We start from the raw sequence: 11171 nt of genomic DNA, 5'->3' as shown, positions 1-11171 counted from the left end.
GCTCGCAACTGCGGCAGACGTGGCCGGTTCAGCCATCGGGGACGTAGCTGGCCTAGCGGCCCGTAGGCGGTAGTTGGTTCAGCCGCCGTAGGCGTAGTTGGCGATCCACAGCCCCGGGATCACCTCCACCTCGTCGAGCCCCTCGAACCCCAGCCGCTCGTACAGCTTCCTGGCCGGCGCGTTGGCCCGGCCGGTGGACACCACGATCCTGCGGCCACCCGCCCGGCTCATGACCTCCTCGACGAGCGCCCGTCCCACTCCTCGCCGATGCGCCGCGGGATCGACCACCAACCGGTCGATGTCCACCTCATCTACCGCCTCGCTCCACGCGACGGCACCCACCAACAACTCGTCCTCGTCGAACGCCCCCACCCACCGCAACGGCCGCGCCCGCAGCTCATCGAGCGTCTCACTCAACGGGGGAATCCGGTCATCCTCGATGATCTTCGCCTCGACCGCGTACGCGGCATGCTGAACCGCCAGCAACCGAGGCCCCACCGACTCACTATCAGGCGATATTTCGGAAATCTGCATCCCCCGAGTATCGCCTAGCCGATCTCCCACAACGCGCTCACCGGCATCGCCCGCATCCGGTCGCCGAACGAGTAGGTCTGGTCGCCGGTATAGAGCACGAGACGGTCAAGAGATAGCGGCCCGGCCGCGGATCCCGGTCGACTTGGGACTTGATGGCAAGCAGCAGGTCGGGGACTCGCTGGATCTCGTCGATGACCATCAGGTCCGGGAACGCCACAAATCCAGGTTGCGGAGGCCGACCATGATCCGGGGTGCCGGGTAAGCCGGCACGGGCGCGCGGCGACGTGCTCCAGATGGCGGGCGAGCACGTCGATCGGGGACGATGGCACGCGAATGCGGCCCCTGTTCTTGATCGACTGGTGTAGACAGCCGACGATCATCAGGGGTCGCGTTTGTCATGCGTACCCGGGGGTGCCGCTCAACCGCGTCATGCGAACGCTTCGGCCCTGGTGGCAAGCCCGATACCGGTTGCGAGATACGTAAGACGCTTCACCGCGGCCCTCCTAATAAGTGCCATCGATGTTCTCCCGGTTATTGGAGCCAAGATCGTTGCTCTTGACGGGAGTCGTCATACAGCCGAGGCGGGAATCGGTCTTGTTGAGCATGGGTGTGGAGTAGTCGCCGTGCTGCAGGCCGACAGCGTGTCCGGTCTCATGGCAGACCAGCCCATAGGTGTAATTTCCGTTGCCTCGGATGCGAATGTACTGCTGGTCGCATTTGTAATGCGCTCCGCCGCGCGCATTGCACCACGTCATACCATCTGCACTGTCCGGAACGCTTGTCGAGCCCTCCTGGTAGATGATGTCGGTCTCCGCGCTCCCCTCGAACACCGGCGACGAGTCGTAGTGGAAGGCCAGATCCGTGGGCCGGTACTCTCCGTCAATGGCGGCGTTGACCGTTGACCGGTCCTCCGACTCCAGCTTGTATTCGCCGCTGCTGTCCATGTAGAAATAGACCTCGCGATTGTCGGTCTGGCATGGCGGATGGCCCATGCTGAGCACGCAGCTACTACCGGTGCTTTCGGTCGGGAACATGTTGTCGGTGACAGCGGCCCAGGCCACCCCGACCGCCACCATCAACGGCACGAGAGCCATCGCGATCACGCCGGTAATCCGTCGTCGAGCGGGCCCGCGACTGAATGCTGACATTCTTCTCCTTCGGAAGTCATGAAACACGACGTGTACCGCCCGGCACACGTGCCACATGGCACATGAGTATGGAAGGACGGCGAGGTCACGCATGGGCATGAAACACGTACGGTGCCGCGCAATGGGCGGCACCGTACGACTCAGGGTCAGCCTTTATCGGCCTCGCCGGTAGCCTGTTCCAACTGGTTTGGGGGAGGCCTCTTTCCAGAAGCCCTCGAGCAGAGGGCAACCCGATGCTCAGCCGCAGGTGGCCGTCGGAGGCGGTTCGAACTGCTGTCTTTCCCCAGGCTGGGTCGCCTTCAGCTTGGCGGCGAGGGCGTCCGCGCTGTTGCCTGCCATTTCCTCTTCCAGTCCGGCGTTCGGACCGGCGTCGGCCGCCAGCGTGCGTGCCTCGGCGGCGCTCTGCGCGTGGCCCTCCTCCTCGCCCTGGCCGATGATGTCGCCGTCGAAGGGCAGCTCCGAACCCTCGCCGAGCCCCATCCACTTTGCGGGCTCCGGGGTGTCGCCCTCGGCGCAGTGCTGCCCTTCCCAGGTGATGGCCAGGATGTACTGGTGCCCGGGTTCGATGCGCGGCCGATCGTATATAGCCGTCGCGGTCGGACTGTTCAGGTTCCCCTCGGTGAAGGTCCAACCGGACGCGTTGTACTCCCACTCCTTCGGGGCCGGCTGGGCCGCGTCCTCCCGCGACCACAGCACTTTCTTGACCTCCAGCTTCACCTTCCGCCCGATCAATCCTTCCCCTCGCTCGATCTCGATCTGGGCGGGCGGGATCGTCTCCTCGGAGGCGGCGCTGACGACGACCACATGGTCGGCGTACGTCACCCAGTCCGCGGCCGTGATGCTGGGCAGGCGGTCGTCTCCGTCGGCCATCACGACCCGGCGCGGCGCGGGCGCGACGTCGGCGGCATTCACAGTGGCGACTCCCGCGACGGCGAGAGCCGCGGCGAGCCCGATACCGGTTGCGATATACGTAAGACGCTTCACCGGGGCCCTCCTAATAAGTGGCATTGATGTTCTCCCGGTTATTGGAGCCAAGATCGTTATGGTCGGTGGAAGGGGTCACCAGACAGCCGAGGCGGGAATCGGTCTTGCTGAGCATGGGTGTGGAGTAGTCGCCGTGCTGCAGGCCGACGGCGTGTCCGGTCTCATGGCAAACTCTCGCGTAGGTGTAACGCCCGTTGCCTCGGATGCGAATGTACTGCTGGTCGCATTTGTAATGCGTGCTACTGACCCCATTGCACCACGTCCTACCGGCCGCACTGTCCGGGAGGCCGGTCGAGCCCTCCTGGTAGATGATGTCGGTCTCCGCGCTCCCCTCGAACACCGGCGACGAGTCGTAGTGGAAGGCCAGATCCGTGGGCCGGTACTCTCCGTCAATGGCGGCGTTGACCGTTGACCGGTCCTCCGACTCCAGCTTGTATTCGCCGCTGCTGTCCATGTAGAAATAGACCTCGCGATTGTCGGTCTGGCATGGTGGATGGCTGCCCGTGCTGACCACGCAGCTACTGCCGGTGCTTTCGGTCGGGAACATGTTGTCGGTGACGGCGGCCCAGGCCACCCCGACCGCCACCGTCAACGGCACGAGGGCCATCGCGACCACACCGGTAACCCGTCGTCGAACGGGCCCGCGACTGAATACTGACACTCTTCTCCTTCACGAAGTCATGGGCGCTTGATGTACCGCTTTATACATGGGCATGAAACACGTACAGCGCCGCACTGATATCGTTCGCAAACGCCGACGACCCGATGTTTCACATACTTCAACTCATTGCGCAGAAGACATGGCTACAGCCCCGGACAGAAAGACGCTACGACGCCGTTCTTCCGTTCCTCTTCCATTCCTCTTCCGTTGTAACGGCACCGGTCGCGGCGTGTGATACAGGTAGAAAGCCAGGTCGCGGGGTTGCCGAGCGAGCGGCGGATGAGCAGGCGGTGCGTGGGTCACATGGCCCCAACGGCGTTGTCGAGCGCACAGTCGACCAGCCCTGCCGTCTCGGGCGAAATGGGGTGACGTGCGCGTGCCCAGCAGGTATTGCCGCGCAGCATCAGGCTGCAGGGCGCACGAGCAGAACAGGCGCAGGCGCACGCGACGGCCTGCTCGCCCTGGCTCACCCACAGCCTGGGCGCCCGCATCGGTCGCCCGCGCATTGACCCCGCCAAGATCTCGACGGACGCTGCACAAGGCTCCGCTCCCTTCGGTGCGGTGCCTGTCCCGCTGAGGCGCAAACGGTTGCCGTCCGTATCTCCGGTATGGGCCGACCGGTAATGGGGCCGCTCAACCAGGGCAGCTTCTAGGTGCGCAGCGTTCTTCGACGACTGGAGGAAACATGATCGAATACGGTCAACCCAACCCGGCAGCCGGCCCGCCGCTCGTCGCCGTCGAGGGGACGCCTCGTGAGATGGGGGCCGAGATCGGCCGCAGGACCAGCGAACTCGTCGAGCGGAGCCTGGAGACGTACCTGCGCAGGTTCCGTGACGACGTGGGCCTGTCGGACGCCGACGTGCTGCGCTGGGGTGCCACCTATCTCGCTGTGGCTCAGGGTTACGACCGTACGATCGCGGAGATGCTGGAGGGCCTGGCCGAGGGTGCGGGCCGGCGGGTCGAGCACATCACGGCGCTCAACGCGCGTACCGAGCTGCTCTACGGGACCGGCTACCACGACGAGGGCTGCACCTCGGTGGCGGTGTTGCCGCAGTACACGCGCGACGGCCACACCCTGCTCGCGCAGAACTGGGACTGGAACCCCGAGCAGGGACCCGTCACGTTCCTGCTGGCGACCCGCGACACTGAGGGCTTCTCGGTGCTCACGCTGGCCGAGGCGGGCATGCTGGCCAAGAGCGGCCTGAACTCGGCGGGCCTCGGGGTCTGCGCCAACCTGCTCGTCTCCGACCTGGACACCGGCGGCGAGGGCGTGCCGTACCACTATCTGCTGCGCGGGGTGCTGAACTCGCCGCGGATCAGCACCGCCTTGCGCAGGACGCTCAACGTGCCCCGCGTCTCCTCGGGGAACGTGCTCATCGCCGACGCCGGAGGTGAGGCGATCGACCTTGAGGTGGCGCCCGGGGTGTTCGGGCACCTGCTGCCGGAGGACGGCCTGCTGGCCCACTCCAACCACTTCCAGTGCCCGCTTCCGCTGCATGATGAGAAGGTGGCGGCCTCGGCTCTGACGCTGTTGCGGCCCGCGCGGATGCGGCATCTGCTGGAGGACGCGGCGCGCGTACGGGCGGTGACCGTCGAGGACATCGTGGCGGCGCTGCGCGACCACTTCTCCTTCCCTGACGGCATCTGCCGCCACCGTGATCCGGACGTCGCGGAGGCCGATCTGTCCACGACGGTGTACTCGATCGTGATGGATCTTGATGAGCGTGTGCTGTCCATCGCGAGCGGGCCGCCCTGTGAGCACCGCTACGCGCGCTGGCGCCTGGACGACGTCTTCACCCAGGACGCCGTGCCCGCCCTGCACGCGATACCGGAGGAGTCGGTCGGGGCTAGGCGGGAATGAAGAGCCAGGACTTCGACGCCCCCGGCTCGTAGGGGGAGTCGAGGCGCTTGGCGATCACGCCGGGCAGCCCCTGCTCGCGGGCCGCCTGCCGTACCGGCTTGGCCTGGCCCGGCCACGCGGGGGCGGTCTGCCAGCGGGCGGAGGCCGGCTTGAGCGCTTCCAAGGCCGCGCGGCGGGTCGTGTACGGCAGCGCGACCAGGGAGTGGCCGTCGTCGTAAAGGAGGTCATAGCAGACCAGGACCTCCGTGCCCGCCATCGTGACCACCTCGCCGTCCAGCACCGCCGTGCGGCTGCCGAACGACGCCGCGAGCGGGCGCAGCCAGGGATAGCGCCGCGCCGCCTCCGTACGCCCGCCGTCGATCGCCACCAGCACGCGCTCCCCGCCCCACGCGAACTCGAACGCGTAGTCGGCCACGTCACGTGGCAGCCGGGTCCGTTCGACCGGGAGCATCGGGTCGAGCGGGGGCAGGGGGTCGCGGGAGGGCGGGTCCATGCGGTGGATCATCCAGTTCTTGCCGTTCGTCGGGAACAGCACGAACCGTCCTGCGGCTCGCGAGCCGTGCAGCACGACCTTGACCTCGCGGTCGGACCACTTCTCGGTCTCGTACGTGCCGCGGTCCCAGACCGTCATCGTGCCGCCGCCGTATTCGCCCTTGGGGATCTCGCCGTGGAAGTCGAGGTATTCCATCGGATGGTCCTCGGTCCGTACGGCCAGGTGATTGACGCGTGGGTCGGCCGGCAGGCCCTTGGGGATCGCCCAGGAGGCGAGCACGCCGTCGCGCTCCAGTCGCAGGTCCCAGTGCAGGGCGCGGGCGTGGTGCTCTTGGATCACGAACGCCGCCCCGTCGCCCGACTCGGGGGCCGTGTCGGGGACGGGCTCGGGGGTACGGCTGGCGTCGCGTTTACTGCGATATTTCTCCAGTTTGTCGGCCACGTCGGGGTATCTACCCTCAGTCGAGGGCCTTGCGCAGCCAGGATTCCACTCCCGCGATGTGCACCGTGGCCCACGAGCGGGCCACGTCGGGCTGACGGGTCGCGATGGCCTCGTAGATCGCGGTGTGCTGCTCCCGCGTCTTCTCCATCGCGCCCTCCTGGGTCAGCCCGCGCCAGATCCGCGCCCGGGTCGTCGGCCCGGACAGGCTCTCGATGAACGAGCAGAGCACGCTGTTGCCCGAACCCCGCGCGATCCGGTGGTGGAAGTCCAGGTCGTTGGCCACCAACTCCTCCACCGTGGGCGAGTCGGGCAGCGACTCCAGGATCACCCGGAGCTCGTCGATCTCCCCGTCGGTCATCTGCTCGGTCGCCATCGCCGTCGCCGCGGGCTCCAGGATGCGGCGTACCTCGAAGAACTGGATCACCGTGTCGTCGCGATGCAGGTCGAGCACGAACGACATGGTGTCGAGCAGCAGGCGCGGCTCCAGGCTGGTGACGTAGGTGCCGTCTCCCTGGCGTACGTCGAGGACGTTGATCAGCGCCAGTGCTCGTACGGCCTCGCGGAGCGAGTTGCGCGACAGGCCGAGGCGCTCGGCCAGGTCGGCCTCCTTCGGCAGCCTGTCGCCGGGCGTGAGCTCGCCCGAGAGGATCATCTGCTTGATTTTGTCGATGGCTGCGTCGGTGACCGCCACACTTTTCTCCCTAGACATCGGATGTCTAGGATTCTAGGGCCTGGAAGCGCACCGTATCGACTCCGGAGACGCGGCGAATCACACCACGCGCCTCCAGCGTGCGCAGATGCGCGGCCGCCTCTCCCGCGGCCATGCCGCGCAGGACGGGGGACAGGTCGTCCCAGGGCCGGTTCCAGGTCATCATCGCGGCGGTCTCCCAGATGGTCAGCGGTTGCGCGCGCTCGGCCAGGAGGGCGCCGAGTCGCTGGAGCTTCTCCTCGTGATGGTGGCGGATCTCGGCGGCGCGCGCGGCTACATCCGGAAATATCCATTCATGGGCGGGAAGCGCGTCCAGCGGGCCCAGCTCGCCGACGCGGTCCAGCGACTCCAGAAAATCCCCCAACGGATCAACATCGTCCCGGTCATAGGGATAAATCCCGACGTGGGGGGTGATGTCGGGGAGGACGTGGTCGCCGGTGAACAGGCGGTCGGCGTCCTCCAGGTGCAGGCAGATGTGGCCGGGGGTGTGGCCCGGTGTGTGTACGGCCCGCAGCTTGCGGCCCGGCAGGTCCACCAGGTCGCCGTCGCGCAGCTCGCGGTCGGGCAGCGCGGGCGTGTCCGGGCGGCCGGCGGTCGCGACCGCCACGTCCTCGTGCCCGGCCCCCGCCCGCCTGAGCATGTCGGCCTGGAAGTCGCGGTGTTCGCCTTCGGCGAGGTTGTGCATGAGCCTGACCAGCGCGGCGTCCGATTCGTGCATGGCGATCCAGGCGCCGGACTCCGCCCTGACCTGACCGGCCAGCCCGGCGTGGTCGGGGTGGAAGTGGGTGACGACCACGCCTCTGACCGCGCTCACATCAAGACCGAGCGTCCGCAGGCCGCCGCTGAGGGCCGCCCAGGCGTCCGGGTGGTTCCAGCCGGCGTCCACCAGCACGGGGCCCTTGGGGGAGTCGACGGCGTAGACGAGTGTGTAGCCGAGCGGGTTGCCGGGGATCGGCACGGGCACGCTCCACACCCCGCCGCCGAGGTCCTGCGGGCGCTGCTCGGTGTACGGCCTGCGCCGGGTCGTCTTCATGCTGGGGCCCCCGTTGAGCGTGCTTGTACTTGGTCGAGTGTGCGGGAGGGAAACGTGAGATCGGTACGGGTTTTCCCCGGACACGGCCGCGGATGACTCGCCCGGCGGGTCCACGCGGTGGTGGGACGGCCGTCCCCTGTCACGTGATGCGTTCGATGATCGTGGCCGTCGCCAGCGCCCCGCCCGCGCACATCGTGACCAGCGCGGTCGCCGAGTCCGAGCGCTCCAGCTCGTGCAGCGCCGTCGTGAGCAGCCGCGCCCCCGTGGCACCGACGGGGTGGCCGAGCGCGATCGCGCCGCCGTTGACGTTGACGCGGTCGAAGTCGGGCTCGTGCACGCTCGCCCATGACAGCACGACCGACGCGAACGCCTCGTTCACCTCGAACCTGTCGATGTCGCCGATCGTCATCCCGGCCGTCGCGAGCACCTTCGCCGTCGCGTCCACCGGCCCATCCAGGTGGTAGTACGGCTCCGCGCCGACGAGGGCCTGGGCCAGGATCCGCGCCCGGGGGCGCAAGCCGTGGCGCAGGGCCGTCTCCTCGCTCATCACCAGCACCGCGGCGGCGCCGTCGGAGATCTGCGACGAGGTGCCCGCGGTGTGCCGGCCGCCCTCGCCCATCACCGGCTTGAGGCCGGCCAGCCCGTCGACGGTGGTCTCGCGTAAGCCCTGGTCCCTGCGTACCTGCCCGACGGGCACGATCTCCCGCTCGAACCGCCCGTCGGCCCACGCCTTGGCGGCCAGCTGCTGCGACCGCGCCCCGAACCAGTCGAGCCGCTCGCGGGTCAGCCCGCGCCGGTCCGCGATCCGCTCGGCCGCGGTGAACTGGTCGGGCAGGTCGATGTTCCAGTCGTCAGGCTTCGGCTTGGCCGGCAGGACGTTGCTGCCGAGCGGCGCCCGGCTCATCACCTCGACCCCGCACCCGATGCCCACGTCGATGACGCCGGCCTGGATCATCGCCGCCGCCAGGTGTACGGCCTGCTGCGACGATCCGCACTGCGCGTCGACCGTGGTCACTCCCGTTTGGTACGGCAGCCCCGCGTACAGCCAGGAGTGCCGTCCCACATGCCCGCCCTGCTCGCCCGCCTGGGTCACGCACCCGGCGAAGACCTGGCCGACGATCGCCGGGTCGATCCCGGAGCGCTCGATCAGGCCGTTGAGCGCGGTGGCCAGCACCTGCTGCGGTTTGAGCTCGGCCAGCCAGCCGCCACGCTTGCCGATGGGGGTGCGGACGGCCTCGACGATCACCGGTGTGCCCACAGTAGCCTCCAGAATGATGCTCTGGACGTGACTGTAACGGGTTCTAGTTTCCGGTGGAAGCCCCGCTCAGCGTGCGAGGCAGCCCGAAGGTGTCGAAGAGGCCCAGGTCGAAGAACATCGCGACATGGCTGACCCGCGAGCCGGTGAACGTGAGCACCGGCAGCCCGAACGCGTCATAGACATCCCCGTGCCGCAGATACATCCCGAACGCCGGCTGCCCGTTCGCCTCGACCGGCACCAGCCGCAGGTCGCCGGGCTGCTTCGCCGGGCAGTTGGTCGCGATGAGCCGGCCGATCTCCTCGGCGCCCTGATACCAGCCGGTGAACGGCGGCATCTCCCAGACCGCGTCCTTCGTGAACAGCTCCACGATGCCCGCCACGTCGTAATTCTCGAACGCCGCCACGTAGCGGTCGAGCTGCGCCCGCTGCTCGGCCGTCAGCGGCTCGATGGGGTCGTCGAGGCTCGGCGCCACCTCGTCGAGCTGGGCATGGGCGCGTTGCAGCGCGCTGTTGACCGCGACGGTCGTGGTGTCGAGCACCTCGGCCACCTCGGCGGCCCGCCACTTGAGCACGTCGCGCAGGATCAGCACCGCCCGCTGCCTGGGCGGCAGGTGCTGCAGCGCGGCGATGAGCGCGAGCCGGATGCTGTCGCGCGAGGTGACGATGGCGGCGGGGTCGTCGGCCCCGGCGCCGACCATCCCGGTGGGCACGGGCTCCAGCCACGGCACCTCGTTGCCCTCGACCAGAGGCCCGGTCGCCTCGGACGCGGGCGCGCCGAGCCCGGTCGGCAGCGGACGCCGGCCCCGGCTGTCGAGCGCCGTCAGGCAGGCCGTCGTGGCGATGCGGTAGAGCCAGGTGCGCAGGGACGAACGTCCCTCGAACCCGTCATAGGCGCGCCACGCGCGCAGATAGGTCTCCTGGACGAGATCCTCGGCGTCGTGCACCGACCCCAGCATGCGGTAGCAGTGCGCCAGCAACTCGCGCCGCATCAGGTCGGTCTGCCGCAGGAACTCCTCATTCGACGGCCGCTCAGTCATGCCTCCCTGTATAGCCCCCGCCACCGACAAATCGACGAGTCTCAGGGACGTACAGAGAGGACGATCTTCCCCGTCGTACGGCCGGACTCGCCCAGTTCGTGGGCTTTGGCCGCGTCCGCCAGCGGCAGCACGGCGGCCACCTCGGCCCGTAGTTTCCCGGCCTTCGCCAGTGCGGCCAGCGCCCGCATCGTGGCGTGGTCGGGCTCGACGAGCATCGCCGCCGACCGGATGCCCCGCTCGGCGGCCCGCGCGTGCAGGCTCTCGTCCAGGAGCGAGAGGGCCAGCGAGACGATCGTGCCGCCCTGGCGCAGGGTGCGCAGCGAGCGCGGGCCGTAGTCGCCGCCCATGGTGTCGATCACCACATCGACGTCGCGGACGACCTCGGCGAAGTCCTCGCTCCGGTAGTCGATCAGCTCGTCGGCGCCGAGGTCGCGGAGCCACTCGTGCTTGGCGGCGCTGGCCGTACCGATCACGTACGCGCCGCGCGCCTTGGCGATCTGCACGGCGAAGTGCCCCACACCGCCCGCCGCCGCGTGCACGAGCACCCGCTGACCCTCCGTCAGCCCGGCGGTGTCCACCAGCGCCTGCCAGGCGGTCAGCGCGGCGAGAGGGATCGCGGCCGCCTGGTTGTGGTCGAGGTTCGCGGGCTTGGGGGCGAAATGGCGGGCGGGGGCGCTCACGTACTCGGCGTAGGCGCCGTGGCCGAACGGAAAGCGGAGCATGCCGAAGACCTCGTCACCGGGCTGGTAAAGGGTCGTGCCCAGGCCCACCTGCTCGACGACGCCGGAGACGTCCCAGCCGAGCACGAACGGCGGCGCCCCCAGCTGACCGCCGCTGGTCCGGGTCTTCCAGTCCGCGGGGTTGACCCCGGCCGCGTGCACTCGCACGAGCACCTCAGTCGGTCCCGGCGTGGGCCTGTCCATTTCGATCGTCTTCAGTACTTCTGGTCCGCCCAGGGCGTCCTGGCTGATCGCGCGCATCTTCATACGGTCAAGCCTGCTGTGTCGGGTTGG

The 11171-nt window shown here is 68.5% G+C and carries 11 protein-coding genes; 1 reads left to right on the top strand and 10 read right to left on the bottom strand.

Features of this window, described 5'->3' with window-relative positions; genetic code table 11:
* Window positions 1-78: 78 nt before the first annotated feature.
* From AB0B64_RS18790 to AB0B64_RS18775, 4 genes are all read right to left on the bottom strand, one after another.
* Complete coding sequence (locus tag AB0B64_RS18790; protein ID WP_357949918.1) at window positions 79-498, bottom strand: GNAT family N-acetyltransferase; 420 nt, start codon at window positions 496-498, stop codon at window positions 79-81.
* A 539-nt stretch (window positions 499-1037) separates the two neighbouring features.
* Window positions 1038-1682, bottom strand: a complete 645-nt coding sequence (locus AB0B64_RS18785) for a hypothetical protein (protein ID WP_358178629.1) — start codon at window positions 1680-1682, stop codon at window positions 1038-1040.
* Window positions 1683-1919: 237 nt separating this feature from the next.
* A complete protein-coding gene (locus AB0B64_RS18780; protein WP_358178627.1) occupies window positions 1920-2666 on the bottom strand; it encodes a hypothetical protein in 747 nt (248 codons plus the stop codon).
* A 10-nt stretch (window positions 2667-2676) separates the two neighbouring features.
* The gene (locus AB0B64_RS18775) at window positions 2677-3273 is read right to left on the bottom strand and encodes a hypothetical protein (protein WP_358178625.1); all 597 of its coding nucleotides are present in this window, start codon (window positions 3271-3273) and stop codon (window positions 2677-2679) included.
* Window positions 3274-4012: 739 nt separating this feature from the next.
* Between AB0B64_RS18775 and AB0B64_RS18770 the strand changes: the two genes are divergently transcribed.
* Window positions 4013-5188 carry a C45 family peptidase gene (locus AB0B64_RS18770; protein WP_358178623.1) on the top strand — a complete coding sequence of 392 codons (1176 nt, stop codon included), beginning with the start codon at window positions 4013-4015 and terminating at the stop codon, window positions 5186-5188.
* Here the strand turns inward: AB0B64_RS18770 and AB0B64_RS18765 are convergent.
* The 6 genes from AB0B64_RS18765 to AB0B64_RS18740 all read right to left on the bottom strand — a co-directional run bounded on the left by AB0B64_RS18765 (window position 5175) and on the right by AB0B64_RS18740 (window position 11138).
* A complete protein-coding gene (locus AB0B64_RS18765; RefSeq protein ID WP_357949934.1) occupies window positions 5175-6122 on the bottom strand; it encodes a DNA polymerase ligase N-terminal domain-containing protein in 948 nt (315 codons plus the stop codon). The two genes, AB0B64_RS18770 and AB0B64_RS18765, sit on opposite strands and share 14 nt — an antisense overlap.
* Before the next feature lie 16 nt (window positions 6123-6138).
* The gene (locus tag AB0B64_RS18760; RefSeq protein WP_357949938.1) at window positions 6139-6813 is read right to left on the bottom strand and encodes a FadR/GntR family transcriptional regulator; all 675 of its coding nucleotides are present in this window, start codon (window positions 6811-6813) and stop codon (window positions 6139-6141) included.
* A gap of 25 nt (window positions 6814-6838) precedes the next feature.
* The gene (locus tag AB0B64_RS18755) at window positions 6839-7864 is read right to left on the bottom strand and encodes an MBL fold metallo-hydrolase (RefSeq protein ID WP_357949940.1); all 1026 of its coding nucleotides are present in this window, start codon (window positions 7862-7864) and stop codon (window positions 6839-6841) included.
* Between the two features lie 139 nt (window positions 7865-8003).
* Entirely contained in the window at window positions 8004-9122 is a 1119-nt protein-coding gene (locus tag AB0B64_RS18750) for a steroid 3-ketoacyl-CoA thiolase (RefSeq protein ID WP_358178622.1), read from the bottom strand.
* Between the two features lie 43 nt (window positions 9123-9165).
* On the bottom strand, window positions 9166-10158 hold the full coding sequence (locus AB0B64_RS18745; RefSeq protein ID WP_357949946.1) for a sigma-70 family RNA polymerase sigma factor: 993 nt from the start codon (window positions 10156-10158) through the stop codon (window positions 9166-9168).
* A 41-nt stretch (window positions 10159-10199) separates the two neighbouring features.
* Window positions 10200-11138, bottom strand: a complete 939-nt coding sequence (locus tag AB0B64_RS18740) for an NADP-dependent oxidoreductase (RefSeq protein WP_357950750.1) — start codon at window positions 11136-11138, stop codon at window positions 10200-10202.
* Window positions 11139-11171: the final 33 nt, after the last annotated feature.

The organism is Nonomuraea sp. NPDC049129 (genome assembly GCF_040648495.1).
Lineage (GTDB): Bacteria > Actinomycetota > Actinomycetes > Streptosporangiales > Streptosporangiaceae > Nonomuraea.
This window is presented reverse-complemented; position numbering and strand designations above follow the sequence as displayed.

Bases quoted from the DNA above. Each gene is read 5' to 3' on its own strand.
- AB0B64_RS18785 (WP_358178629.1), bottom strand. From the start codon at position 1,682: ATGTCAGCATTCAGTCGCGGGCCCGCTCGACGACGGATTACCGGCGTG.
- AB0B64_RS18775 (WP_358178625.1), bottom strand. From the start codon at position 3,273: ATGGCCCTCGTGCCGTTGACGGTGGCGGTCGGGGTGGCCTGGGCCGCC.
- AB0B64_RS18770 (WP_358178623.1), top strand. From the start codon at position 4,013: ATGATCGAATACGGTCAACCCAACCCGGCAGCCGGCCCGCCGCTCGTC.
- AB0B64_RS18755 (WP_357949940.1), bottom strand. From the start codon at position 7,864: ATGAAGACGACCCGGCGCAGGCCGTACACCGAGCAGCGCCCGCAGGAC.
- AB0B64_RS18745 (WP_357949946.1), bottom strand. From the start codon at position 10,158: ATGACTGAGCGGCCGTCGAATGAGGAGTTCCTGCGGCAGACCGACCTG.
- AB0B64_RS18740 (WP_357950750.1), bottom strand. From the start codon at position 11,138: ATGCGCGCGATCAGCCAGGACGCCCTGGGCGGACCAGAAGTACTGAAG.